At 69.5% G+C, this 24,021-nt stretch carries 28 protein-coding genes; 25 read left to right on the top strand and 3 right to left on the bottom strand.

The features are described 5' to 3' along the window. Positions 1 to 55: 55 nt before the first annotated feature. Both GTY96_RS06700 and GTY96_RS06695 read left to right on the top strand, forming a co-directional pair. Complete coding sequence (locus GTY96_RS06700; RefSeq protein WP_161664219.1) at positions 56 to 1,504, top strand: LVIVD repeat-containing protein; 1,449 nt, start codon at positions 56 to 58, stop codon at positions 1,502 to 1,504. A gap of 99 nt (positions 1,505 to 1,603) precedes the next feature. After that, positions 1,604 to 2,608 carry an EAL domain-containing protein gene (locus GTY96_RS06695; protein WP_456318756.1) on the top strand — a complete coding sequence of 335 codons (1,005 nt, stop codon included), beginning with the start codon at positions 1,604 to 1,606 and terminating at the stop codon, positions 2,606 to 2,608. Here the strand turns inward: GTY96_RS06695 and GTY96_RS06690 are convergent. The 3 genes from GTY96_RS06690 to GTY96_RS06680 all read right to left on the bottom strand — a co-directional run bounded on the left by GTY96_RS06690 (position 2,598) and on the right by GTY96_RS06680 (position 6,083). Beyond that, positions 2,598 to 3,938, bottom strand: a complete 1,341-nt coding sequence (locus GTY96_RS06690; protein WP_161664218.1) for a hypothetical protein — start codon at positions 3,936 to 3,938, stop codon at positions 2,598 to 2,600. The genes GTY96_RS06695 and GTY96_RS06690 overlap by 11 nt on opposite strands. 84 nt (positions 3,939 to 4,022) lie before the next feature. Beyond that, positions 4,023 to 5,348 (bottom strand): flavin monoamine oxidase family protein, encoded by a 1,326-nt coding sequence (locus GTY96_RS06685; RefSeq protein ID WP_161664217.1) that lies wholly within the window; start codon positions 5,346 to 5,348, stop codon positions 4,023 to 4,025. A gap of 129 nt (positions 5,349 to 5,477) precedes the next feature. After that, on the bottom strand, positions 5,478 to 6,083 hold the full coding sequence (locus GTY96_RS06680) for a hypothetical protein (RefSeq protein ID WP_143899270.1): 606 nt from the start codon (positions 6,081 to 6,083) through the stop codon (positions 5,478 to 5,480). Between the two features lie 279 nt (positions 6,084 to 6,362). On the opposite strand from GTY96_RS06680, the gene GTY96_RS06675 reads away from it, so the two are divergent. From GTY96_RS06675 to GTY96_RS06565, 23 genes are all read left to right on the top strand, one after another. Continuing rightward, entirely contained in the window at positions 6,363 to 6,641 is a 279-nt protein-coding gene (locus tag GTY96_RS06675; protein ID WP_143899269.1) for a hypothetical protein, read from the top strand. Between the two features lie 144 nt (positions 6,642 to 6,785). Then, positions 6,786 to 7,343: a hypothetical protein gene (locus tag GTY96_RS06670; RefSeq protein WP_143899268.1), complete on the top strand. Its 558-nt coding sequence runs from the start codon at positions 6,786 to 6,788 to the stop codon at positions 7,341 to 7,343. A gap of 95 nt (positions 7,344 to 7,438) precedes the next feature. Beyond that, entirely contained in the window at positions 7,439 to 7,873 is a 435-nt protein-coding gene (locus GTY96_RS06665; RefSeq protein ID WP_143899267.1) for a tetratricopeptide repeat protein, read from the top strand. Between the two features lie 25 nt (positions 7,874 to 7,898). After that, a complete protein-coding gene (locus GTY96_RS06660) occupies positions 7,899 to 8,294 on the top strand; it encodes a hypothetical protein (RefSeq protein ID WP_143899266.1) in 396 nt (131 codons plus the stop codon). Positions 8,295 to 8,303: 9 nt separating this feature from the next. After that, entirely contained in the window at positions 8,304 to 9,140 is an 837-nt protein-coding gene (locus tag GTY96_RS06655; protein ID WP_143899265.1) for a sigma-70 family RNA polymerase sigma factor, read from the top strand. Then, on the top strand, positions 9,022 to 9,582 hold the full coding sequence (locus GTY96_RS06650) for an ATP-dependent helicase HrpB (RefSeq protein ID WP_235685431.1): 561 nt from the start codon (positions 9,022 to 9,024) through the stop codon (positions 9,580 to 9,582). The genes GTY96_RS06655 and GTY96_RS06650 overlap by 119 nt, the downstream gene beginning before the upstream one ends. Positions 9,583 to 9,690: 108 nt before the next feature. Beyond that, on the top strand, positions 9,691 to 10,515 hold the full coding sequence (locus tag GTY96_RS06645) for a type III secretion protein (RefSeq protein ID WP_143899264.1): 825 nt from the start codon (positions 9,691 to 9,693) through the stop codon (positions 10,513 to 10,515). A gap of 116 nt (positions 10,516 to 10,631) precedes the next feature. Then, a complete protein-coding gene (locus GTY96_RS06640; protein ID WP_161664216.1) occupies positions 10,632 to 12,776 on the top strand; it encodes a hypothetical protein in 2,145 nt (714 codons plus the stop codon). Positions 12,777 to 12,800: 24 nt separating this feature from the next. After that, positions 12,801 to 13,478, top strand: a complete 678-nt coding sequence (locus tag GTY96_RS06635) for a FliH/SctL family protein (RefSeq protein ID WP_143899262.1) — start codon at positions 12,801 to 12,803, stop codon at positions 13,476 to 13,478. 31 nt (positions 13,479 to 13,509) lie between these two features. Continuing rightward, positions 13,510 to 14,823, top strand: a complete 1,314-nt coding sequence (sctN, locus tag GTY96_RS06630) for a type III secretion system ATPase SctN (protein WP_143899261.1) — start codon at positions 13,510 to 13,512, stop codon at positions 14,821 to 14,823. 61 nt (positions 14,824 to 14,884) lie between these two features. Next, a complete protein-coding gene (locus GTY96_RS06625) occupies positions 14,885 to 15,373 on the top strand; it encodes a flagellar assembly protein FliH (protein WP_143899260.1) in 489 nt (162 codons plus the stop codon). Between the two features lie 35 nt (positions 15,374 to 15,408). Further along, positions 15,409 to 16,317, top strand: coding sequence for a flagellar hook-length control protein FliK (locus tag GTY96_RS06620; RefSeq protein ID WP_143899259.1), 909 nt, complete (start codon positions 15,409 to 15,411; stop codon positions 16,315 to 16,317). Then, positions 16,314 to 17,681: a type III secretion system cytoplasmic ring protein SctQ gene (sctQ, locus tag GTY96_RS06615; RefSeq protein ID WP_161664215.1), complete on the top strand. Its 1,368-nt coding sequence runs from the start codon at positions 16,314 to 16,316 to the stop codon at positions 17,679 to 17,681. Before GTY96_RS06620 ends, sctQ begins: the two co-directional genes overlap by 4 nt. A 93-nt stretch (positions 17,682 to 17,774) precedes the next feature. Beyond that, a complete protein-coding gene (locus GTY96_RS06610) occupies positions 17,775 to 18,431 on the top strand; it encodes a flagellar biosynthetic protein FliO (protein WP_161664214.1) in 657 nt (218 codons plus the stop codon). A gap of 10 nt (positions 18,432 to 18,441) precedes the next feature. After that, positions 18,442 to 19,266 carry a type III secretion system export apparatus subunit SctR gene (gene sctR, locus GTY96_RS06605; protein WP_143899256.1) on the top strand — a complete coding sequence of 275 codons (825 nt, stop codon included), beginning with the start codon at positions 18,442 to 18,444 and terminating at the stop codon, positions 19,264 to 19,266. Between the two features lie 16 nt (positions 19,267 to 19,282). Then, positions 19,283 to 19,549: a flagellar biosynthesis protein FliQ gene (fliQ, locus tag GTY96_RS06600; protein WP_014398418.1), complete on the top strand. Its 267-nt coding sequence runs from the start codon at positions 19,283 to 19,285 to the stop codon at positions 19,547 to 19,549. A 14-nt stretch (positions 19,550 to 19,563) separates the two neighbouring features. Continuing rightward, positions 19,564 to 20,364, top strand: coding sequence for a flagellar biosynthetic protein FliR (locus GTY96_RS06595; RefSeq protein ID WP_235685430.1), 801 nt, complete (start codon positions 19,564 to 19,566; stop codon positions 20,362 to 20,364). An 18-nt stretch (positions 20,365 to 20,382) separates the two neighbouring features. Continuing rightward, positions 20,383 to 21,465, top strand: coding sequence for a type III secretion system export apparatus subunit SctU (gene sctU, locus GTY96_RS06590; RefSeq protein ID WP_143899254.1), 1,083 nt, complete (start codon positions 20,383 to 20,385; stop codon positions 21,463 to 21,465). A 10-nt stretch (positions 21,466 to 21,475) separates the two neighbouring features. Next, on the top strand, positions 21,476 to 21,757 hold the full coding sequence (locus GTY96_RS06585) for an EscU/YscU/HrcU family type III secretion system export apparatus switch protein (protein ID WP_143899253.1): 282 nt from the start codon (positions 21,476 to 21,478) through the stop codon (positions 21,755 to 21,757). A gap of 46 nt (positions 21,758 to 21,803) precedes the next feature. Continuing rightward, positions 21,804 to 22,286 (top strand): hypothetical protein, encoded by a 483-nt coding sequence (locus GTY96_RS06580; RefSeq protein WP_143899252.1) that lies wholly within the window; start codon positions 21,804 to 21,806, stop codon positions 22,284 to 22,286. Between the two features lie 3 nt (positions 22,287 to 22,289). Continuing rightward, entirely contained in the window at positions 22,290 to 22,766 is a 477-nt protein-coding gene (locus GTY96_RS06575; RefSeq protein WP_143899251.1) for a SycD/LcrH family type III secretion system chaperone, read from the top strand. A gap of 99 nt (positions 22,767 to 22,865) precedes the next feature. Continuing rightward, a complete protein-coding gene (locus GTY96_RS06570; protein WP_143899250.1) occupies positions 22,866 to 23,447 on the top strand; it encodes a hypothetical protein in 582 nt (193 codons plus the stop codon). Between the two features lie 140 nt (positions 23,448 to 23,587). Next, positions 23,588 to 23,809, top strand: a complete 222-nt coding sequence (locus tag GTY96_RS06565; RefSeq protein WP_121725455.1) for a hypothetical protein — start codon at positions 23,588 to 23,590, stop codon at positions 23,807 to 23,809. Positions 23,810 to 24,021: the final 212 nt, after the last annotated feature.

Raw genomic sequence — 24,021 nt, 5'->3', positions numbered from 1 at the left:
CGGAACGAACCACGGGACTTGGCTCCGGTCGGCATCGCCCGGTATGGAGGAGGGAATGAATCGCCTCTCTCTGCTGGCTGCTACCGCGGTCCTTGCCATCGGTTGTGGCAAGGACAGTTCCGACAACAAAGCCGAGTGTCAGGTTGAAGCCATCGACCTGACCGGTTGTGACCGTTCGACGTTGAGTGCAGTCCAGGCCGAAGGCGTCTGGAACACCAACATCCAGTTCGACGACGGCTACACGGGGCCCTCCGCGATCCGCTTCTCCCCAGGGGATCCCCTGCTCATCGGCCTGGCGATGACGACGAAGCAGATCACCCCGGACACCTTCTACCTGGCCAGCGACGTGACGGGCTCGGACGGCTCCGCGGTGCGCTATGCGTTCTCGGGCTGCAAGGCCTCCGGGCCGGGGACGGTGCTGGGCGTCGCGCGCGTGTGCCGCAACGGGACGACGGTGCGTCAGGGCACCTTCACCGCGATGCGCGTGACGCGGCGCGAAGGGGAGGCCGAGGCCAACCACGTGGAACTCGTGGGCCAGGCGACGCTTCCCAAGGGGAAGCCCTCCAGCGTGGTGGCGGCGGGCGGGTATGCGTACGTGCTCGCGGGCGAGGAGGGCTTCTTCACCTATGACGTGAGGGACCCCGCGCACCCGGTCCTCGCCTCCGAGCAGAAGTTCGCCGCGGAGATCTTCACCACCGCCCTTGTCAATGGCACGACGCTCTACCTGGGGACATACGACAAGGGCGTCCGCATCTGTGACCTGTCGACGAGCCCCGAGGCCCCGCGCTGCGGCAAGACGGTGCTCGCGGACCAGACGGTGCGCGTGGACGCGATGGCGAAGGACGGCAACCTGCTCTACGTGGCGTCGCCCCAGCCCAAGTCGGACGTCATCGTCCTGGACGTGACGCAGCCGGAAGCGCCGGTGGTGGTGGTGCGCTACACGGTGGAGGGCTCCTCGGCCTCGTTGGGGGAATACCCCTACGCGCTGGCGACGCAGGACGACCGCCTCTACGTGAGCAACTGGAGCTACGGCGTGACGGTGTCGAACGTCGCGAACGTGGCGACGACGAAGGCGCCCAAGCTGATGGGCCGCTTTGGCGGTCCCTCGACGAGCAGCCTGGCCGTGGGGAAGAATGGCGACGCCGTCACCGTCTTCCAGGGCTCGGACGCGTGGGGCTCCTCGCTGCTGGCGCTGGACGCCACCCTGCCGGAGGCCATCGTGCAGCGTGGGGAGCTGGTGCTGCGGCCGCAGGCGTCGCTGGGCGGCATGGCCCTGTCGGGCACGACGCTCTACGTGGCCAACTACCAGGACGGCCTGCGCGTCTACGACGTGTCCACGCTGGGGACGCTGAAGCCCGCGGGCTACTTCAACACCTGGAACGAGACCGACTCGGGCCGGGGTCTGTCCTTCTTCGAGGGCCTCCAGGGCGTGCACGTGGCGGGCGGCCTGGTGTATGGGTGGGATACGTCAAGGGGGCTGCTCATCTTCCGCCACACCCCGTGACGCCAAGGTTGCTTGATGACCCCGCCGAACGGATGCGGCCGTTGCCAGACCCTGCCCGGGACGCCCGATGAACCGGGGCGGCTGTTTCTTTGGCCGCCCTTGGGCCACAGCCTGGGCAAGCTGGTGGCGCACCTGCGCGAATCCGGCGGCAGCTACCAACTGCGCGCGGACGCGCAGTGCGTCGTGGTGGGGATGGGGCAGGGCGGTCTGCGACAGCTCTCCGCGCACCTGCCCAACGTGCTGACGGCGGAAGAGGTGCGGGGCACGCGCGCGCTGTTCGTCCCCGGGGACTCCGAGCCGGGCATGGCGGACTTCCCGCGCGTGGACTCGCTGCAGCGGCTCACCACGCTGCAGCAGTCGGGGTGGCTGGTGGACATGCTGGCGGAGGGGCGGCTCACCACGTTCTTCCAGCCCATCGTCCACGCCCAGGACACCTCCCACATCTTCGCGCACGAGGGGCTCCTGCGCGGCCGCGACGCAGGCGGCGCGCTGGTGCCTCCGAACCGGCTGTTCGACACGGCCCGCGAGGCGGACCTGCTCTTCCAACTGGACCTGGCCGCGCGCACCACCGCCATCCGCGAGGCGGTGCGACACCAGCTGCGCACGCACCTGTTCATCAACTTCACGCCCACGGCCATCTACGACCCTGCCCACTGCCTGCGCTCCACGGTGGCCGCCATCCGCGAGGCGGGCATCCCGGAGTCACACGTCGTCTTCGAGATCATCGAGTCCGACCGGGCCGCGAACGCCGCGCACCTGCGCGCCATCGTGGACTTCTACCGGCAGGCGGGCTTCAAGGTGGCGCTGGATGACCTGGGCGCGGGCTACTCGTCGCTGAACCTCATCCACCAGCTCCGGCCGGAGTTCATGAAGCTGGACATGGAGCTGGTGCGAGGCGTCCACGCGGACCCCTACAAGGCGTCCATCGTGCAGAAGCTGCTGGAGATCGCCCGGCAGCTCGGCATCCAGACGGTGGCCGAGGGCATCGAGACCCCCGAGGAGCTCTCCTGGGTGCGCCGACACGGCGTGGACTTCGTGCAGGGCTACCTCATCGCGAGGCCTTCGGACGTCCCGGCCCGGTCCACCCCCCGCATCACGGATTGAGCAGGGTGTTGGACGTGCTCGGCCGCTGCAGGTTCGCGCTCCGCGCCAGCCGCAGCTCGTCCCCGGCGTTCTGAAGGGCGATGCGCGCGGCGTAGATGTCCCGGCGGCTGGCGGCATCCCGGGCCAGGGCAATCTGCGCACGGATGCGGTCGGACTGGACGACGACCGTGCCCTGGCCCTCGGCCGAGGCACTCGAGCGAACCACGGAGAAGTCCTGGTCGGCGATGCTCAAGGCGTTGTCCACGCTCAGCTCGCCCTGCTCCAGCGCCTGATCCGCCGCGAGCATCCACTGGCCCCCGGATTGGATCCGCGCCAGCCGCTGCTGCCGGGCACGCTCGGTGTCGTAGGCGCGCTGCTCATGCGTATCGACCTGCGACTGGACGGCCTGCGTGCGTTCGGTGGCCAGGGCGTCGCGGTCCGCCACGTCCTGCTCGAGATCGGCCACGCGTTGGCGCAGGCGGTCCAGCTCCTCGGCGGGGGGCTGGGGCTGTCCCTGCGGCGGGACCGTCGTCGCCTGCCCCTGGTCTGTCTGGGCAGGGGCGGCCTGCGCCGTCTGGGGCTGCGCCTGCCCCTGGTCGGGTGTGGCCTGCGTTGTCTGGTTCGGCTGGGGCGCGCTCGGAGTCGCGCCCTGATCAGGAGCCGTCGTTCCCGTTGACGGCGGCGCATGGGCCGCCGCCGGTGGGGCCGTGGTGGATGGCCCCGTCGTGCCCGCGGCGCCGGAGCCGCCGGTCGCGCCCGTATCCACCGTCCCGCCGAAGCCCGGCGCGGCGGTCTGGGTGGGCTCAGCGGAGGGGGGCGTTCCCGTCACGCCCGTGTCGGACGGGCCCGCGGCGGTGCCGCTCCCGGTCGAAGGGGCCTCCGCGCCCGTGCCATACGGGGCCGCGGTGGAAGGGGAGCCCGCGCCCGTGTCCGTGTCGGACGGGGCCGCGGTGGAAGCGGAGCCCGCGCCGCCCGTGCCCGACTGCGCCTGATTGTCGGATCCGGCCGATTCATCGGGTGAGGGCTGCGGCTCGAAGACCGTGGGAACGGGGGGAGGGACATAGGTCTGGGATTGCTGGACCGCGACCTGCCCCGAAGTGACGGGCGTGTCGCCATCGGGCAGCAAGGGAACCGGGTCGGAGTAGGTGCCCTCGGTTGGATCCGACGGTGCCTGGTAGCCGTATCCCTCCGGGGGGCGTGCGCCATCCTCGTCGCTCGCGGCCTGTTCGTTGGCATCCTGCAGGGCCGCGGCGGCCGGATCCGTCACGGACGGATCTTCCGGGGGAAGGGGTTCCACGTCCTGTGCCTGTCCAAGGCTCAATCCCGCGACGATGGCGATCCAGAGGCGCATGCCGTGAAGATGTTCACGCGCGAACGCTTCCACAGCATCCCCAGTCCCGGTCGGCTGCTGGCCCGCCAGCAAGGCGGCTGACGCTCAGGCCTTTCGGCGTCGGGCCAGCAGCTCGTCCGCGGCGCGCCGACCCGTCTCGAGCGCGCCATGCACGGTGCCTTCCTCGCCGCCCACATGCGTGGCCTCGCCCGCGAAGAAGAGCGTCTGGCCCACGGGCCGGGCGAGCGTGTCGACCGCGTCCATCGCTCCGGCGGGGATGACCGCGTAGCCGCCGCGCGTGTACGGCTCGTGCTGCCAGTTCTGCGGGCGCCACGATTCCAGCTGCGCGTGAAGGTCCCGCACGGAGCGGTGGAAGAGCCGGGAGAGATCCTGGAGCGCGAGCGCCAGCACGGCCTTCTCGCTCAACCGGGACAGCGCGGCGGCGGTGGGGCCTCCGCTCCAGCCCACCAGGTGTCGCGTCCGCCGGTGGGGCGACAGCGTCCACCACGTGGGAAAGGAGGACTCGGGCGCGTGGAAGAACCCGAAGCGCGCGGTGTCTTCCTGCTCCCGCCAGAAGGCGGTGCGGAAGCGCAGCAGGACCTTCACCAAGGGCCCCATCTCCAACCTGTTCCAGGCGCGCTCATGCTCGCGCACGCGGGGCACGAAGCGCACGGCGCCCGGCGTGGGATGCCGCGCCTGCAACACGCCGACGGGGAGGGTCACGATCGCGTGCGTTCCCTGGAACGTCCCGAGCGGCGTGCCCTGCTGGGTCCGGGCCCGCACGTGGACCGCGCCCGGCTTCCAGCGCACCTCCTCGGCCACGGCGTTCAGGTTCAGCGCGCCCGGCGTCGCGAAGAGCTTCTCGGCCATCGCGTGGAGCACGCGGTCGTAGCCTTCCAGCACTCGGGACGGCGTCGTGCCCCCGGCCGAGGAGGCGGACTGCTCCATTCGCGCGATGGCCAGCGTGCTCGCGATGTCTGGATCCGCGGCGTAGAAGCCCCGCACATACGAGCGCGCCATCGCGCGGACCACGGGAGGCCACTTCCGGGTGCGAGCCTGCTCCTCCACCCATTCCGCCATCGGGCGGTCGGGGGCCTTCGCCGACACCAGGGCCTCCTGGAATGAGAACGCAGCTCCGGCGTCGCCCAGCTTGCCCCGCCACAGGAGCGCGTATGTGTCATTGCACGGGCTCACCGTCAGCCCGGCCCTTCGGATGCGCTGGAGCAACAGGGAGGGCCTGCCGTGGACGAACTCGGCGCCCAGCTCCAGGGGCACGTCGGCCACCGTGTCCCGCAGGGTCACGACGCGTCCGCCCACGCGGTCCCGCGCCTCCAACACGATGACCCGCAGGCCCTTGCGCATCAGGCGCTCGGCGGCGCAGAGCCCGGCGGCCCCCGCGCCCAGGATGATGACGTCGGCCTCTCGGTCCATGCAGCTCCTGCTCCGGCCTCGCGGAGCTTCCACCAGGGACAAGAACCCGCGGCCCGCCAGATGACAGCGGACCGCGAGTGGAGGACCCCTCCTGCGTGAGCGCGGGACCGGGGACGTGCTGACGCGGTGCTAGTAGGTCTTCGGCGAGCTGCTGGAGTCGTGCGTGCTGGAGCCCGTGTCCGGGTTCATGCTGGAGCCGTTGTCCTGACCCGTGCCCTTCGAGCCCTGGTTGATGGACGAGTCCGGCGACATCGCGTCGGAGCCCGAGCCGCCCATGCCCTGACTCGGCGCGATGTTGATCGCCATGTTCTTCTCGTCCTTCACCTGGAAGCTGGCGCGGATCTCCTGGCCCTCCCTCAGGCTCTTGGCGTTTCTCAGGCTCGGGTCGGTGAACTGGGTCTTGCTGTCGATGTCCAGCGGCACCACCGCGCCGCTGGCGCTGCTGACGTAGACCTTCTTGCTGTCGCTCTTCACGACCTTGCCCGTCAGCTCATTCTCGCCCGCCATGCTCGAGGAGTGGGTCGAGGAGGAGCCCGACCCGCCCATGGCGTCCGAGCTGCCCGTGCTACCCGAGGAGCCTTGCATGCTGCTGTCCGACCCCGTCTGGCCCGAACCTCCCTGGGCCGACGTGGAGGTCGACGGCTGCTGCGAGTCCTTCGTCATGCTGTCCTGAGCCATGGCCACGCCAGAACCCAGCAACGCCACGGACGCGAAAACCCCAATGAGCTTCTTCATCGCATCTCTCCCGGAATGTGTGAGTGGGGCGGGTGGCACTTGCGTGGCCCCCCGCTGGGAAAAAGCTAGGGGTGGTGGGGGTGGGCGACAGGCCCGGGGGGGAAGACCGGGTGCGTGCCCGTTCGCCCTCCGGGCCATGGGGCGTGGTCTGGACGCGACAGCCGGCCCTTCCACCCCTGGGTGGGGTGCTTGAAGCGCGTGGCGGATTCACCTAGCGTGCTGGGCAAAGAGCGGGGGCTGGCCGCACGGTCGTCCTCCCGCCAGGAGCTAGTGACTTCGATGCCCCCGCCCGCCAGGACCCCGGCACCGCCGCCCCAGGAGCTTCCCGTTCCGTCCTATCCCGCCGTCGAGACCTTCATCGAGAAGGCCTCCGCCAATGACGTCCAGGCGCTCTTCGCTCCGGTGAAGGAGGAGCTCGCCGGCCTCAAGGGGCCCCGCGCGGAAACCGGCAAGAAGGCCCAGGCTGCGATCGCCCGCGCCGAGGAGCTGCTGAGCATGCTCGTGGATGTCCGCGAGAAGCTCGTCGCCGAGTCGAAGCAGTCCAAGGGTCGGAAATAACTGGGTTTTCGGGAGCGCGGACGATTTCTTGCCCCCAGCAGGCAACCCGCGGCCGACTCTCCCGATAATCCCCTGAAAGAGCCAAGGGATGATCCCAGGCTCCCATTTTGAATCTGAATCGCTGGCACCAGCGCGGAGGCTGAAATGAGCGTCAAGATCGACAGCGGCATGATGGGTCCGAACCTGCGCATGAACACCCAGATGACCACGGCCCGGCAGACGCCGAACACGAGCTTTGGCGCGCGGGTGCAGAATGGCCTGAACAACACCGTGGGCGCCGTGGGCGCCGGCGTGGGCGCCGTGGCCGGCTTCGTGCCGGGCGCGGGCATCGTCTCCGCCGCGGTCTCCTCCGCGCAGACCTTCTCCGGCGCCGCGGGCTCCGGCATGGCGGGCGGCCCCTACGTGGGCGTGATGAGCACCGGCTCCGGCGCGGTGCCCTCCACCAACCTGCCCGGTGCGGGCAGCGGCCTGCCCGTCTCGGGCGGCTCCACGACGATCGGCACCAGCGTCGGCTCCAGCACCGGCACCGTGAGCGACCAGCTCACGAACAACAGCAGCCTCAAGACGATGATGGACGACAACGTCAAGCTGCTGAACATGCAGTCGGCCATGCAGCACGAGTCGCAGCTCTTCACGGCTGTTTCCAACGTGATGAAGTCGCGGCACGATACGACCAAGAACTCCATCGGCAACATCCGCTAGTCTACGCGGACAGCGGAATCTGACCGATGCAAGGAAGGCGGCCCTCGACGGCCGCCTTCCGTGCTTCGGGCGACCGGAAAGGCAGCGCGACATCCATGGCGGAGACCCCCTCGGAGATTGCCAACAGCCTCGTGCCCCTGGCGCGCCAGCCAGTCATGGTCCTGCTGGAGTCCGGCTACCTGTGGCTGGACATGGGTCACTTCGACAAGGCCCGTGAGGTCTTCGTCGGCGCCTCCGCGCTGATGCCCAAGAGCGAGGTGCCGCAGATCGGCATCGGCGCCGTGGAGTTCGCCCAGGGGCGTCACGACAAGGCCCTGGCGGCCTACCGGGTCGCTCAGCGGCTGGCGCCCCTGTCGTCCCTGCCCCGGGCACACGCGGGTGAAGCCCTGCTGTTCATGGGGAAGGTGCCGGAGGCCCTCAAGGAACTGAAGGCCGCCATGGACCTGGAGCCGGACAGCGACGGCGCGAAGCTGGCCCAGGCCCTCATCCAGGCCAAGGAAGCGGGGGCCCTGCCACCGCCGAAGAAGTAGCGGGTCGGAAGAAGGAGGTACGTCGATGGCTGTCGGTGGAGTCGGACGTGGGGGTGGGAAGGGCCGCGCGGGTGGCGTGAAGGGGGCGTCCGGTCCGGCCGGTGCCTCTGGCGCGTCCTTTGGCGGCAAGGTGGACCGCACGGAGTCTCTCGTCGGGCCTTCAGGTCTGGTAGGCTCCAGCAATGTCCAGGGCCCCCAGGCCACGGATCCGATCGCGGCGCAGGCACTCGCCATCGCCAAGCGGCTGAAGAACGGGGGCTTCAAGAGCAAGGAAGAGGCGACGAAGGCGCTCGTCTCCGAAGTGCTCCAGGAGAAGTTGAACATGAAGTCCGCGGCCCTGACGGGCCGCATCGCCGGGGCGCTGCAGGATGATCCCCGGCTGAACCAGGTTCTCGAGCGGCTGTGGTCCAAGGCCGAGTGAGCGCGCCGCTTGCCTCTGGGTGAAGACAGGAAGGTCATCCTGGAGAAGTACGGCCCGTACGTGCGGTCGCTCGCGGCCACCGTGCGCAAGCAGTTCAATGCCCAGCTGGAGCTGGATGAACTGCTGGCTTATGGACAAATCGGTCTCTTGGAGGCCGCGGAGCGCTTCGATCCCAAGGTCGGAGCCAACTTCCTCACCTTTGCCCACTACCGCATCAAGGGAGCCATCTTCGACGGGCTCCGGAAGATGGGGGTCCTGCGGGGCGCGGATGCCCGCACGGCCTACCAGGGCGAACGCGCGACGGCGTATCTCGGAAATCTCGCCGATCGCGAGCAGGGCGCAAGCAACCGCGGGTCGTCATTCGACGATGATATTGGAGATATCTCGGATGCCGTGGCGGGCCTTGCCGCGGTGTTCGCGGCGGGGGCGGAAGGGGCGGAGGCGGCGGGATACGTGGATGAATCCCTCCCGGCGGATCAGCGCCTGGAGATGGAGCAGTTGAAGAACCGGGTGCGCTCGGCCATCGAGAAGCTTCCGGAGAAAGAGCGCAAGCTCCTGCAGGGCTATTACTTCCAGGGCCGTACGCTGGAGGAAGCAGGAGCGGAAATCGGGCAGTCGAAGAGCTGGGCATCGCGGCTTCATGCGCGGGCCATTGACCGGCTCAAGGAACTCTTGAACGAGGAGGAGGAACTCCCTCCCCCCTCGACGGATGCAAGGAGGGTGTCACATGGCGGCTCCGATGAGCGGCATCTCCGCGGGACAGGTGGCGCAGCAAAAGCTGCAGGATCAGGGCGCCCAGCAGACGCAGAAGACGGGCGCCTCGAAGTTCGACGGAGTTCTCGCTGACAAGGCGCAGGGCGCCGGTCAGGTGGACGCCGCCCAGAACGTGAACAAGGCCCATGCCGCGCAGGCCACCCAGAAGGTGGACTCCGTCCGCCAGGTGGAGACCGTCAACAAGGCGGAGAAGGCGAACCTGAACAAGGTGAGCGGCGCCGCCCAGCAGCCGGCCACCGCCAAGGGCGCGCAGCCCGTGGACGCGAAGGCGGAGGCCGCCAAGACGGGCAAGTCGGGCGGCATGGTGTCCGACCTCGTCTCCGGCCTGGAGAAGGGCCAGATCAGCATGGACAAGCTGATCAAGGAGGCCAGCTCCGGAAAGAACATGTCCAACGCGGAGATGCTCGGCCTCCAGGCCTCCATGTACAAGTACTCGCAGGAACTGGACCTCACGTCGAAGGTCGTCGAGAAGGCCACCAGCGGCCTGAAGGACGTCGTCAAGACGCAGGTCTGAAGTCCCCACCCCGCCGGGCCATGGCGGCATGCGAAGGGCGGTCCCTCCCAGGTTGGGAGGGGGCGCCCTTCCGCGTTTTGCAAGGGCCCTGTTAAGCTACCCGCGCCCATGACTCGCCGAACGTCCGTCTTCGCCGCCCCGCTCCTCGCCCTGCTGTTCCTCACCGGCTGCTCCATCGAGCTGCAGCACGAGCTGACGGAGGCGGATGCCAATGAAATCTACGTGCTGCTCAGCAAGAACGGCATCAACGCCAAGAAGGAGAAGGCGGAGGGGGGCAACGAAGTGCGCTTCACCATCGTCGTCCCCAAGGGCGACGCCGCGCAGGCCGCGGAGCTGCTGAAGCGCAACTCGCTGCCGCGCCCGGTGGAGAAGGGCCTGTCCCACTTCGCCAAGGGCAGCATGGTTCCCACCGCCACGGAGGAGCGCGCCATGCTCCTCAAGGCGATGGCTGGAGAAGTCTCCAACGCGCTCAACCAGATCGACGGCGTGCTGGAGGCGCGCGCCATCGTGATGGTGCCGGAGAACAACGACCTGTCGCAGCCGGAGAACCGGCCGATGCCGTCGGCCTCCGTGTTCATCAAGTACCGCCTGCTCGAGGGCGGCAAGGCCCCCGTCACCGTGGAGGCGGTGAAGCAGTTCGTCGCCAGCTCCGTCGCGGAGCTGAAGCCGGATGCCGTCACGGTGCTGATGACGGAGGCCATGGCCCCCACGGCGGAGACCACGGAGACCAACCGCCTCCAGGACGTGCTCGGCGTGCGCATGACGGCCGCCAGCGCGGGCACCTTCAAGATGATCCTCGGCTGCGCGTTCGCGCTCATCCTGGCGATGATGGGCCTCACCGCGTGGACGTTCATGCGCGGCGGTTCGGGCGGCGGCAATGCCGCGGCGACGGCGGCGCGTCCCGCCCGTGCGCGCGGCGGTCGCGCGGAGTAGGAGCCGTCCGGAGTCGCCCCCGCGGCCCTCCTGGGGCGGACCGCGGGACGTGTCCCCCAGGCCGGGGACACGCTCTCTTTCTTCCGCGGGCCACCTGGGGGCCCGCGAGGTGACCGTTGGATTCCTTCTTCACCTCGCTCAGCAAGCGCCAGACCATGATGCTGCTCACCGCGGTCACCTTCGGGGGCCAGGAGAGCGTGGCGGCGCTGGAGCATCTGCCGGACGAGGAAGGCGCGCTGCTGCGGCACCGCGCGCAGGAGATCCTCCAGATTCCGCGCGAGAAGCGCCTGCCCGCGGTGGTGCAGGAGCTCAAGCGCCTGATGAAGGACCGGCGCGGGCAGCTGTGGACCGCGGACCCGGAGCGACTCGCGGCGCTGCTCCAGCGCGAGCGCGGGGCCCTGGTGGAAGTCACCCTTCGCGCGCTGCCCGGCAACATGGCGGACGCGGTGCGCGGCCACCTGCCGCCCTCGCGGGTGAAGCTCACCCGCGAGGTGCGCCCGCAGGTCCTGGACATCATCCGCTGGAAGCTGGAGGAGGCGCTGGCCCGCGAAGTCGCTGGCCAGTCCGCGGGGTTCAAGTTCGCGGACGTGCTCAACCTCCAGACGCGTGAATTGCTCACGGTGAGTGATCGCCTGGGCGCGCGCGTGCTGGGCCCGGCGCTGGCGGGGCTGCCGGAAGACGAGCTCAACGGCCTCATGGAGTCGCTGCCGCCGGACCTGCTCCAACTCGCGAGCAAGTCCGTGGCGGCGAACGCGCCGCGCAAGCTGCCGGAAGAGGATGCTCGCGCGCAGATCAACCTCCACGAGGGCTTCAACCGGTTGGCGGGCGCCATCCGCAGCGCGGGGGTGCAGCGTCTGGCGCGTGCGTGCGTGGCGCAGTCCCCGGAGTTCGCAGCGCGCATGCTGGAGAAGCACCGCGGCGAGTTCGGCCACCTGCTGGCGAAGTGGGTGCGTGAGGAGCGGTCGCGTCCCACGGCCCGAGGCGACGGGGGACGCACCGACATCGTCATGGACCTGGAGCGGCTGGCCGTGCGCGGCCTCATCGAGCGGCCCGTGCGGCTGACGGCGCAGCCGCCGCGCCCCTCCGCCGTCCTGCCGCCACCGCCGGGCGCACGCAAGCCCGCGTCGGCCCCCGCGGCCCGTCCGGCTCCAGCCGGCGCACCCGCGGCCCGTCCGGCTCCGTCTGGCGCCCCTTCGGCCCGTTCGGCTCCGTCTGGCGCCCCTTCGGCCCGTCCGGCCCCGTCCGGTGCCCCGGCCCCCCGCGAGGGACTGCGCACCAGCGCGCCGGATCCGTCACGCGCTCCAGCGCTCCGGGCCCCGAAGGCGCTGAGGGGCGGCGCGGGTGGCGGTGGGGAGGATGCCGGAGATGCCGCTGCCCGGCGCGACTTCATGGCCGAGCGCGCGGCCCGCCGCGCGGGCGCCGCATCCAGCCGAGACGCGGCGCCGGCCAACCCTCCGCCGGGAGGGCGTCCGCGCCCGGCGCCAGGGGAGGAGCGGGGCTCGTCGGTGGGGCCCGCGCCGCGCGCGTCCATGGCCTCCCCGGAAGGGGACGCGAACGGCTCGCGGATGCGCCGGATGCCGGTGGAGCGCGAGCGATCGCCTGCGCCGCGTGCGCCCGTGGTGCTTCCGGAGGGAGAAGTGGGCGGCTCGCAGATCCGCCGGATGCCGGTGGACCGAGGGCCCGCGCCGCGCGCGTCCACGGCCGCCCCGGAAGGGGACGCGAACGGCTCCCAGATGCGCCGGATGCCGGTGGAGCGAGGCTCGGCGGTGGGCCCCGCGCCCCGCGCGCCTACCGGTGCGGTCCCCAGCCGCCGTGAGCCGGAGGGCGCGGCGCGCCCCTCGCGTCCCGCGCGGGTGGATCCGGAAGGGGCCCGCATCGGACCTCCGCCCTCGCGGCTGGGCGCGCGCGGCGACCCACGCCCCGCGGCGCCAGAGGAGCCGCAGGGCCGCTCCGTCCGTGTCGAGCGCCCCACGCGGCCTCCCGCCGAGCCAGAAGCCCGGCCCGGCCGGCGTCCGGAGCCCCCGGGTGAGTCCGCCGACGGCGCCCGGGTGCTGCGCTCGCGCACCGGCTCGCGTCCCGTGGCACGTCCCGAACCGGGCGCCGAGCCCGAGCGTCCCCCTCGCGTCCTCTCCAGCCAGGCGTCCTCACGGGCCTCGGAGGGAACCCAGGTGGGCCGCAGGCGCCCCGCTCCCACGGACCCGCCAGGCCCGGAAGGCGCGGGAGGCCCCGGAGGGCGTGGACCGCGCGGCGGAACGCGCTAGCATCCGGTCTCCAAGGAGCGGCCCATGGCGATCGGCAAGGTAATCAAGGGGGACGGGTTGGCGGAGCCGGTGGCGGTCGCCTCGTCCGAGCGTCCCGCGCTGCGTCCGCCGCGCGCGGGCGTGATGAACGCCGAGGTCTTCGAGGCCCGCCAGGGCGCCCAGGGCATCATCGAGGACGCCCATCGCGAGCGCGAGCGCATCCTCGCCGAGGCCCAGCGCGAGAAGGAGGAGCTGTTCGCCAAGGCGCGCGACATGGGCCGCCAGGAGGGCCTGGCCCAGTCGACGGAGCTGCTCCTGCGCGCGAAGATGCAGGCCGGGGAGCTGCTCAACACCCAGGAGCAGGACATCATCGCGCTGTCGCTGAAGATGGCGGAGAAGATCCTCGGCCGCGACCTGGAGCGCGACCCGGACCTGCTGGTGGACATGTGCGCCGCGGCCATCGACAACCTGCGCAACGCGCGCGCCATGGTGCTCCGCGTGCACCCGAAGACCGCCGCGGTGCTGCGCGCCAAGCGCCCCGTGCTGATGGAGCTCATCGGCCGCACGGTGGACCTGGCCATCAAGGAGGACCCGGAGGTCGCCGCGGTGGGCTGCATCGTGCAGACGGAGTACGGCACGGTGGACGCGCAGCTGCCCACCCAACTGGAGATGCTCCAGAACCTCCTGATGCCGGACCCCGCGCGCAAGAGCGGTCCGGCCTGAGGGCCAAGGCCCGCGCCCCACGGAGTCCCCCATGGCCATCGACCTTTCGCGCTACTTCGAGCTCATCAAGGAAGCGTCCCTCGTCCGGGTGCGCGGCCGCGTCACCGAACTGACCGGCCTCGTCATCAAGGCGAGCGTGCCCAACGTGCGCATTGGCGAGGTGGTGCTCGTCAAGAACCGCCAGCGCGGCCTGATGAAGTCGGAGGTGGTGGGCTTCGTGGGCGACGAGGTGATGCTCATGCCCCTGGGCGAGCTGTACGGCATCGGGCCGGACAGCGAGTGCATCCCCACCGGCCGCCCGCTCACCATCAAGTGCGGGGACGCGCTCCTGGGCCGCGTGCTCAACGGCATCGGCGAGCCCATGGACGGCAGGCCCCTGGAGGGCGAGGGCTTTGTTGACTGGTCCGTGGACCGCGACTGTCCGGACCCCTTCACCCGCCAGCGCATCGAACGGCCGCTGCCCCTGGGGGTGCGCTGCATCGACGGACTGCTCACGGTGGGCGAAGGCCAGCGCGTGGGCCTCTTCGCGGGCTCCGGCGTCGGCAAGTCCACGTTGATGGGCCAGATTGCACGCAACACCCAAGCGGACCTCAGCGTCGTGGCGCTCATCGGCGAACGTGGTCGCGAGGTGCGCGAGTTCATCGAGGACGCGATGGGCGAGGAGGGCATGAAGCGCGCCGTGCTCGTGTGCGCCACGTCGGATCAGCCCAGCCTCGTGCGTCTGCGCGCCGCCTATGTCGCCACGGCCATCGCGGAGTACTTCCGCGAGCGCGGCGGCAACGTGCTCTTCATGCTCGACACGGTGACGCGTCTGGCGCGCGCCCAGCGCGACATCGGCCTCGCCATTGGCGAGCCCCCCGCGCGTCAGGGCTATCCGCCCAGCGTCTTCTCCATGCTGCCGCGCATCCTGGAGCGCACGGGCAACTCGGAGAAGGGCAAGTGCACCGCCATCTACACCTGCCTCGTGGCCGGCGGTGACATGGAAGAGCCCATCGCCGACGAAGTCCGAGGTATTCTCGACGGCCACTTCATCCTCAACCGTGCCCTGGGCGAGCGAAACCAGTGGCCCGCGATGGACGTGCTGGCCAGCCTCAGCCGTGTGATGAGCGGCATCGTCACCAAGGAGCACAAGAAGGCCGCGGGGAAGCTGCGCGAGACGCTCTCCACCTACGAGAAGCAGCGCGACCTCATCCTGCTGGGCGCCTACCAGGCGGGCGCCGACCCCAAGACGGACTACGCCATCGAGAAGTACGACGCCATCATCGACTTCCTCAAGCAGGACACCCACTCCAACTCCCCCTACGAGGAGACGGTGGAGAAGCTCATCGCCCTGTTCGAGGACTGAAGCGCCTCCATCCGGGGGGAGCCGCGTGGACAGGGCCGTTTTTGGGTAGGATGCCCTCACCATGCCCCCGTACCGGTTGCAGGTGTTGTTGGACATGCGTGAGAAGGCGAAGGAGGAGGCCGAGCGGGCCTTCTCCGACGCCATCAAGGCGCTGGAGAAGGAAAAGCAGGAGCAGGTGCGCCTGGAGGCGGAGCTGGAGCGCCGCCGCAAGGAGCGCAAGGCGAAGGTCGCCGAGTACTTCCAGCAGCTGATGGCCAAGGGCGCCGGCATCAACGGCATGAACATGATGGGCCGCTTCGAGGAGCGCCTGAAGGACGACGAGGCCCAGGTCGCGCTCCAGATTGAGCACCAGAAGGAGGTGGTCCGGACGGCCGCCCGCCTGGTGGAGCAGCGCCGCATGCTGATGGCCGAGGCCGCCAAGGAGCTCAAGGCCATCGAAAAGAACAAGGAAACGTTCCAGAAGCAGGTGCGCAAGGAACGTCAGGAGCGCGAGGAACTGAACCAGGAGGAGATCGGCAACGCCTTGTTCCTGGCCCGCCAGCGCAAGTAACCTCCCGCCGCCCGCTTTGAGTCTGGAGAGACCCCATGAGCCGAGTTGATGATGATCGCGATGCCGCGCGCTTGGCGGAGCGGATGATCCAGGAGCGCAAGCTCGCGGAGGCGAAGACCCAGAAGCGCCTGCAGGGGGACTCCGTCTTCTCCAAGCTCGTCCAGCAGGGGCAGGCCGAACAGGCCCAGCCGAAGGCGGCGCAGGAGCAGAAGCTGCCCCTGGGCAAGCAGGTGCTCGCGCGCGCCGCCCAGGGCCAGGCGAAGACCTTCGACGAGAAGCTGGCCCAGAAGGAGGCCCCCACGGCCCGGCCCGGCGAATCCGCTCAGGGCGCCCAGCAGTCCCAGCGCAACGGCGAGACCCAGAACCTGTCGAAGCAGTCGGAGACCCGCAAGTCGGAGGTCGTGGAGGAGAAGCGCTCCAACGACGTACGCGAGGGTGACCTGTCCAAGTCGGAAGGGCAGGCCGGGCGGCTGAGCCAGGAGAAGGGCGAGCTGAAGATCGACGTCAACGCCGGCGGCGGCAAGGGCGCGGGCGGGGGCGGAGCCAGCAAGGACAAGGACGACAAGGGCGGGCAGATGGCCGCCGCGGGCTTCCGCTTCAACCCCGCGCTGATGGCGCCGGTGCCGGTGGCCAAGCCCAAGGACACGGCGGGCTCGGAGCGCCTGCGCGCCATGGCCAACGAGATCGCCCAGAAGATCGTGGAGCGCGTGCGCGTGGGCACCAACGCCGCGGGCAACGCGGAGTTCCAGATCGACCTGCGCGGGGACGTGCTCAACGGCCTGTCCATCAAGGTCAGCGCGAAGAACGGCAAGATCTCCGCGGTCTTCAGCGGCAACGACCGCGACACGCTGAAGCTCCTGGAAGAGCAGAGCGATGGCCTGCGCAGCGCCCTGGGAGGCCGGGGGCTGGCGCTTGAAACGTTGAGGTTCGAGGCGAAGACATGAGCCTGGAGCCGGAAGACGAGCCCGGAGTCTTCGAGCGCACCATGTTGGTCGACACCCGGAAGCTGGGACCTCCCCCGAAGCCCGCGGCTCCGGCGCCGGCCCCCGCGCCGGTCTCGCCGTGGCGGCCGTTCGCCTTCACGGGCCTGGAGAAGGTGTCGCGGATGCAGGGCCAGCTGGCCGAGCGGCTGCGCTGGCTCACGCCCAACGCGGGCACGCTGGAGACCGTCTGCGCGCGCCTCAAGGCCCTGTTCGACGTGGACGTGCGCCTGTCGGTGGAGTCCGCCCAGGCTCGCCCCATGACGGAGCTGCGCCGCTTCCTGGGCGACCCGTCCTTCCTGGCGGTGCTGGCGCCCGGCGCGCTCAAGGGCCGGGTGGTCCTGGAGATCGAGCTGTCCCTGGCGCACTCGGCGGTGGACCTGCTGCTGGGCGGCGCCGGTGAGACGGTGGGGCTCAGGCCCCTGACGGACATCGAGGAGGGCGTGATGGGCTACGTCGTCCTGGAGGCCCTGAAGGAGCTGGTTCCCGGGCTGCAGCCGGGCGTCCCCCGGCCCCGGCTGGACGGCGTGGCGCGCGGCGTGGACGAGGTCTCCGCGCGGCTGGGCGAGGACGGCCCGATGCTGGCGGTCCACCTGAACGCGGTGCTGGGGTCGCACCGCGGCATCGTGCGGCTGGTGGTTCCGTCGGCGGTGCTGGAGGCGGCCGAACCCGCGGTGGAGAGCGCGCAGCGGCGCGAGCTGCGACGCCAGGACATGCGGGCCAACGGGCGGCGGCTGTCCTCGCTGCGCGACTGGCTGCGCGCGGAGATTGGCGTGGCGGAGCTGTCCGCGCAGGACCTGACGTCCCTGCGCATCAAGGACGTGCTGCTGCTGGACCTGCTGTCGGCGCGGCCGGACCGGGGTGAAGCCGGCACGGCCCAGCTGCGGCTGGGCCAGGGCCGCACCGGCCACTTCGCGGCGGACGTGTTCGTGGAGAACGGCCGCTATCGAGCGCGCATCACGGACATCATCCCCGGAGAGGCGGGCAACCCGCAGGGTGGGGAGTCCGGGGGTGGCTCGGAAGAGAAAGAGGACTTCACCAACCCGGAGCTGGGCGTGCCTCCGGAACTGGAAGGGGCGGCATTGGACGACAACAACCGGGACGGAAGCGATCTGCTCAGCGACCTGCCCTTGCAGGTGGCGGTGGAGCTGGCTCGCGTACCCATCACGGCCGAACAGGTGGTGGGCCTGCGCACAGGTCAGGTCATCGACCTGCGCCGTGGGGCCGGGGAGCCCGTGGACCTGTCCGTCAACGGCAAGGTCGTGGCCCGGGGCGAGCTCGTCGAACTGGAGGGGCAGTTGGGTGTGCGCATCATCCATCTCAGCTGAGCGCTCCGCGCCCAGGGCAGGCGGGCAGGGGGGCCTGGTCCTGTCCGGCCCCGTGGCGGTCCTGACTCGGGTGCACTAGGCTCGCGCCCATCCATGGCAGTCCTTCGCCTCTCCTCCTCGCGCCTGTTGCTCGGCGCCGTGCTGTTCCTCACGTCGCCCGCCGCCCTGGCGCAGGCGTCCGCCATCTCCGCCTCGCCCGATGCCTCCGTGAAGGAGTCCTCGGTGGCTCCGGTGGAGGCTTCGCCCGCCGAACCCAAGGCGGCGCCCGCGGCCGCGGACGCCATCAGCGGGGCGGCCCGCGCCACGCGCCACGCGGACGAACTGGACCGCGAGCTGGGCGTGGCCGCGCCCGAGGCCGCCGAGGAGCAGGAGAGCCTGGTCTGGGTGGTGGTGCGCACGGTGGCGCTCCTGGGCGCGGTGCTCGCGTCCATCTACCTGACGCTCAACGTGGGCCTGCGCCGGCTGATGGGGTTGCAGGGCGTGCCCGTGGGCAAGGCGTCGGTCGTGTCGGTGATGGAGCGCATTCCGCTGGATCAGCGGCGCACGCTCTTCGTCCTGAAGGCCGCGGACGAGTACCTGCTGGTGGGCGGCGGCGAGGGTGGCGTTCAACTGGTTTCCAAGCTGGACCGCGACGCCGTGGAGCGCATCCGCGCCGCGCGGCCTCCGGCGGCTCCGGTGTCCCTGAGTCCTTTCCTCCAGAAGCTCCTCTCCCGCCGGACCGGTGGCACCACGCCGCCGCCGGGCGTCTGAAGGCCGTCCCGTGAACCGTTCGTCTCCCGCCCGTCCGCCGCTGTTCCGCGCTCCGCCCTGGCTCTTCGCGGCCCTCGTGTCGCTGCACCCCTTCGTCGCGTCCGCGGCGAAGAAGGGTGGGGACGCGCTCCCGGACGAGCTGTTGAAGGAGGCGGTGAACACCGACTCGTTCACCTCCCGTCCGCTCATCCTCATCCTCGCGCTCGCGGCCATGTCGCTGGTCCCGTTCGCGCTGATGATGGTGACGAGCTTCGTGAAGATCTCGGTGGTGCTCTCCATCGTCCGCTCGGCGCTGGGCACCCAGCAGATTCCCCCCACCCAGGTCATCACCGGGCTGGCCATCATCCTCACCGTCTACATCATGGCCCCCGTGGGGCAGGAGATGTACCGGGCGGGCGGCGTGGACGTCTGGTCCCGAGGCACGTCGGTGTTCTCATCGGAGACGGTGGGCACGCTGCTGGGGGCGGCGGACAAGTCCAAGGAGCCGCTGCGCGAGTTCCTGATGAAGAAGGTCACCAACAAGGACCGCACGCTCTTCTACAGCCTGGCGAAGAAGATGCGGAAGGAGGAGGACCGCAAGGACATTGGCCCGAATGACTTCATGGTCATCGTGCCGGCCTTCGTCGTGTCCGAACTGAAGGAGGCCTTCCAGATTGGCTTCCTGCTCTTCGTGCCCTTCATCGTCATCGATATGGTGGTGGCCAACATCCTCCTGGCGCTGGGCATGCACATGCTGTCGCCCACGACCATCTCCATGCCCTTCAAGCTGCTGCTGTTCGTGCTCGTGGACGGCTGGTACCTCATCGCCAAGGGCCTGGTCATCGGCTACCTGTAAGGAGCGCCGCACTCCCATGAATCAGCTCACGTTCATCACCCAGGAGGCGCTGTTCCTGGTGCTCGTGGTCTCCGCGCCGCCGGTGCTCATGAGCCTCCTGGTGGGCTTCCTCATCTCGCTGTTCCAGGCCACCACGCAGATTCAAGAGCAGACGCTCACGTTCGCGCCCAAGGTCGTCCTGGTCTTCGGCGTGCTGGCCATGACGGGCCCGTGGATTGGCGGCCAGCTCCTGCGCTTCACCTTCCACGTCTTCGACCGGTTCCCGGCGCTCATCGGCAGATGAATATCGGCGAACTCATGGCCGAGCTGAGTTCTCGGGTCAACCTGTCGGTCGTCATCTTCACGATGGCGCTCATCATGTGCCGGGTGATGCCCATCCTCATCTTCAGCCCCTTCCTGGGCGGCGAGGTCGTGCCCTCGGAGATGAAGCTGGGGCTGGGCCTGCTGATCTCCGCGGTGCTGTTCCCCTCCGTGGCGGACCGGATGGACCGGATTCCCCTGAGCGCGCTCCCGTACATCGGGCTGCTGCTCAAGGAGGTCTTCATCGGCGTGGCGCTGTCGTACATCGTCAACGTCGTGTTCGACGCGGCCCGCGTGGCCGGCACGCTGATGGACACCATGTCGGGCAGCAACAACGCCCAGCTCTACGTGCCGCAGCTGGGCACCCAGGTGTCGCTCTTCTCCAGCCTCAAGGTGCAGCTGTGCGTGGTGCTGTTCCTGTCGCTGAACGGGCACCACATCATCATCCGGGCGCTCGGGGACAGCCTCGCCATCGTGCCGCTGGAGGGCTTTCCGCACTTCAGCCGCGGCGTGTGGCCCTTCTTCGACCTGATGATCCGCTCCTTCGCGGACCTCCTGAAGATCAGCCTGGCGCTGGCCGGCCCTGGCATGGTGGCGGCGTTCGTCACCGACCTGTCCCTGGGCGCCATCAACCGCGTCGCGCCGCAGATCCAGGTGTTCTTCATCTCCATGTCGCTCAAGCCCCTGGTGGGCGTGCTGATCATGTTCATCGCGGTGCACGTGATCATCGGACGCATGCAGCAGGAGCTGGCCAACATGCTCCGCATGGTCCAGCACGCCATCCGGCTGCTGGCCTGAGCCCCCCGGGATTCCTCCATGTCGGACGAGAGTGGCGACAAAACAGAAGAACCGTCGCAGAAGAAGCTCGACGACGCGCGCAAGAAGGGGCAGACCTGGAAGAGCAAGGACCTGACGGGCGTGGCCGTGCTCGTCGCCGGCCTGGGCATCGTCAAGGCAACCTGGGACAACGTGGAGACGGAGATCTCCACGCTCTTCCGCTTCAGCTTCGACGCCATCGCCCATTCACAGGACCTGGGGCTGGCGACGACGCAGCTGCTCTACATGGGCCTGCGCACGCTGCTGCTCCTGACGGTGCCGGTGGTGGGGGGGGCGGCGGTGCTGGGCGGCCTCCTGGACTTCCTCCAGGTGGGGTCGCTCTTCACCATCGACCCGCTCATCCCCAAGTTCGACAAGCTCAACCCCATCGCCGGGTTGAAGAACATGTTCTCGAAGAAGTCCTTCGTGGAACTGCTCAAGAACCTCATCAAGATCTCCGTCGCCGCCTACGTCGTCTATGGCGTGGTGCGCGACTCGATGCCCCTGGTCATCGAAACCGTGCGGCAGGACACGCACGGCATCATGGCCATCCTGGGGGAGCTCATCTACCGGGTGAGCGTGCGCATCGTGATGCTCTTCGTCATCTTCGGCGTGTTCGACGTGTGGTGGCAGCGCAAGTCGTACATGAAGGACATGATGATGACGAAGGAGGAGGTGAAGAAGGAGTACAAGCAGAGCGAAGGCGACCCGCACCACAAGGCCAAGCGCAAGGAGCTCCACCACGAAATCATGGAGGGGGCCCAGATGGAGGCGGTGAAGGACGCGAGCGTCATCGTCACCAACCCGGACCACGTCGCGGTGGCGCTGATGTACGACCAGAACAAGGACGGGGCGCCCCGGGTCATCGTCAAGGGCATGGACGCCAAGGCGGAGCGCATCAAGGCGCTGGCGCGCGAGTCGGACGTGCCGCTGCTGCGCAACGTCCCGCTGGCGCACGCGCTGCTTCGCGTGGAGGTGGGGGAGGAAGTCCCGGAGGAGCTCTACGACGCGGTCGCCGAGGTGTTGAACTTCGTCTACGGGCTCAAGCAGCAGCAGACCGCGGCGCCGCCAGCGCGCGCCTGAGGAGAAGGCCATGGCCAGCGACGAAGAGGCGGACATCGCCATCGCCATCAAGTACGACAACAAGGCGGACGGCGCGCCCCGCATCGTGGCGAAGGGCATGCGCCTCAAGGCGGAGAAGATCCGGGAGATCGCCAAGCAGTATGGCATCCCGGTGATGCGCAACGTGTCCCTGGCGCACGCCCTGTACCGGGTGGACGTGGGGCAGGAAGTGCCCGAAGAGCTCTACGACGCGGTCGCGGAAGTGTTGAACTTCGTCTACGCCCTCCAGCGCGAGCAGACGGGCGGACGCTGAAGGGGGCTGGACGCGGGCCCCCTACCTGTATTGAAGTCGGGCCACCATGGCCAGAATCAACAATCAGCCCCCCAGCACCGCGCTTTGGCCCTGGGGAGGTCCTCGCAGCGTCCGTGAGCGGTTGGTGGATCCCGCCCAGCTCGAGCGGGCGAAGAAGGCGCGCAAGGCGGGCAACATCAAGAACCCGTCGATGCCCTCGGCGGCGCTGCTGGACTTCATCGGTCCCGCGCACTCGTCGGAGGAGCTTCGGCTGCCGCTGCCGCCGCACCCGGGCGGGCACGACGCGGACCTGGAGGGCTTCAGCGACCGGCCCCACCTGGCCAGCGTCGCCGGCCGTGGGGATGACGGGCAGCGCCGGATGCTGGAGCGCGGCCTGTCCCGCGTGAACGCGCCGCCGGAGCGCCTGGAGCGCCTCAAGGCGCTGCTGCAGCGCGAGTCCGCGATGCTCGGCCTGGTGGACCAGGTGAGCGCGGAGTCCCAGGAGATCATCCGCCGCATGTGGGAAGAGCAGAAGGACGAGGGCTACTGACCCATGGCGGCGCTGGACCCGGAAGATCCGCAGGACGAGGCCAAGCTCACCGCGCTCCTTCAGCGCTGGGCGGAGGGCAAGGCCACGCTCCGCGAGGTGCGCGGCTATTCCAACGACGAGCTGTACGCCATCGCCAAGACGGCCTACTTCTTCTTCTACCAGGGCCGGGTGGCGGAGGCGCGCACGCTGTTCCAGGGCCTCTACGCGGTGAACCCCACCGACGTGTACTTCGCCAAGGCGCTCGGGGTGGTGGAGATGGCCGCGGGCAACGGCCAGGGCGCGCTGGCCGCCTTCGACGTGGCCGCGAAGCTGGCGCCGCAGGATCCCGCCGTCTACGTGGGCCGCGCGGAGGTGAAGCTGGCCATGGGACAGAAGCCCCAGGCGCTCGAGGACCTCCGTCGCGCCGCGGCGATGACGCCCGTGGATGATCCGGTGGTGCGCAAGGCGGGCGCCATGGTGAACGCGCTCACGCGCCGCTGATCCGCTGGCCGGGCCTCGCGCCTGCCCCGCGCGTCGGATGTGGAAGCCCCGTAATATCTGTTAGGCTCGATTCATTCACCTCAACCGATGGAGAGGTTCATGGCCCCCCCCAAGAAAGAGATTCCGCCGCTGCCGCCGGAGCCGCCGGAGCTGACGGCGAAGCGCGAGAAGCTGCTGGTGGAGCTGGACGAGCAGTCCAAGTCCGCGACGGGCACGTTCCAGCAGGTGCTGCGCAACATGCGCAAGCTGGTGGCTTCCTCGGCCCCGACGGCGCCGTTGGATCAGCAGCTCTACACCGACGTGAAGGACGCGCTCACGCGCTTCATGAAGGAGCCCATCCTCCCGCCTCCGCCCATCCTGGGCCAGGTGGTGGAGTACCTCCAGCACCGCATCTCCACCTACGGCATGACCATCCAGAAGGCCGTGATGGAAATGAACCCGGAGATCGGCGCCAAGCTGGCCATCACCCCTCCGGGCGCGGCGGCCCCGACGGCGGCGGCGCCCGCTGCTTCCCGTCCGGGCCCCAAGGGCAGCTCCGACGGCTTCGAGAGCTCCAGCCGGGGCAAGATGAACCTGAACCCGGAGCCCGCGGGCACGCCTGATCCGAAGGCGGAGCAGCAGCAGCTGGAGTCCTTCAAGGCCTGGATGAAGAATCCGGCACTTGGGAAGTTGAAGGGCTGACAGTCCCGTCCTTCTCCCGGCGGGTAGGGGACAGGAAATGATCCAGGTAATCTCCCAGGAAACTCTGGACCCCCACCACCGATAATCTTTTTGTAGCTGTCGCCGTACAAACCTCCGTCGTCCTCCTGAAGGAGTACCCCATGGCCAGCGGCCTCGCGAACGTCCTCTCCACCGCCATCAGCACCTCCAACTCCCAGCGCTCCTCGATGGACGACATGATCGCCCAGGCCCCGCCGGAGCAGCGCGGCTTCCTGGAGGCGCAGAAGAAGGTTCAGCAGGACTCGCAGATCATGAGCACGATCACGAACCTGATGAAGAAGATGGACGAGATGGCGATGGCGGCCATCAACAACCTGAAGTAGTCGCAGGCAGGTTGAGTGGTTCGCTCCGGCCCCGCGCTGGTGCTCCTTCGGGGGTACTGGTCCGGGGCCGGCGGCGTTTCGGGGGGCCGGTGGCGGGGCGCGTGGGGGGCGGAAATGATCCTGGAAATCCCCCAGGAAACTCCGGGAAGGCACCACCGATAATCTTTTTGTAGCTGTCGCCGTACAAACCTCTCGTCGTCCTCCTGAAGGAG

This window comes from Corallococcus silvisoli (genome assembly GCF_009909145.1).
GTDB classification, from domain to species: domain Bacteria; phylum Myxococcota; class Myxococcia; order Myxococcales; family Myxococcaceae; genus Corallococcus; species Corallococcus silvisoli.
The sequence above is the reverse complement of the archived record's forward strand: the minus strand, read 5'-3'. Positions and strand labels throughout refer to the sequence as shown.